Origin of the sequence: Pseudomonas sp. HY2-MNA-CIBAN-0224, from assembly GCF_040310285.1 — a bacterium.
Taxonomy (GTDB): Bacteria; Pseudomonadota; Gammaproteobacteria; order Pseudomonadales; family Pseudomonadaceae; genus Aquipseudomonas; species Aquipseudomonas helleri.
The window spans coordinates 1-253 of the sequence record NZ_JBEOPQ010000737.1; the positions used below are offsets into that span (position 1 = coordinate 1).

1 protein-coding gene is annotated in these 253 nt (G+C 37.2%); it reads right to left on the minus strand.

The annotated features are described in order from the left end of the window. A partial coding sequence (locus AAEZ03_RS28280; protein WP_350583268.1) for a rhodanese-like domain-containing protein occupies positions 1-253 on the minus strand: 253 nt, incomplete at both ends.

The following is a 253-nucleotide window of genomic DNA, read 5'->3' on the forward strand; positions in this document are numbered from 1 at the left end:
CCCATGCCACCTTTAAGGTTAGACACGTTTTCAAACCCTTGTTTAGTAAGAAGTTGAGCGGCTTGAGAAGATGTAGTACCTGAGTCACATACTAATATAATGGGGTTAGTTTTGAAATTTTCAAGGCTTGTGACTTTATTATTTTTAATTTCTGATAAGGTCACTTTAAGCGCATCAACAATATGGCCTTTTTTAAATTCTTCTTTACCTCGCACATCAACGACTCTGGCATCTTGCTTATTCACCATGAGTG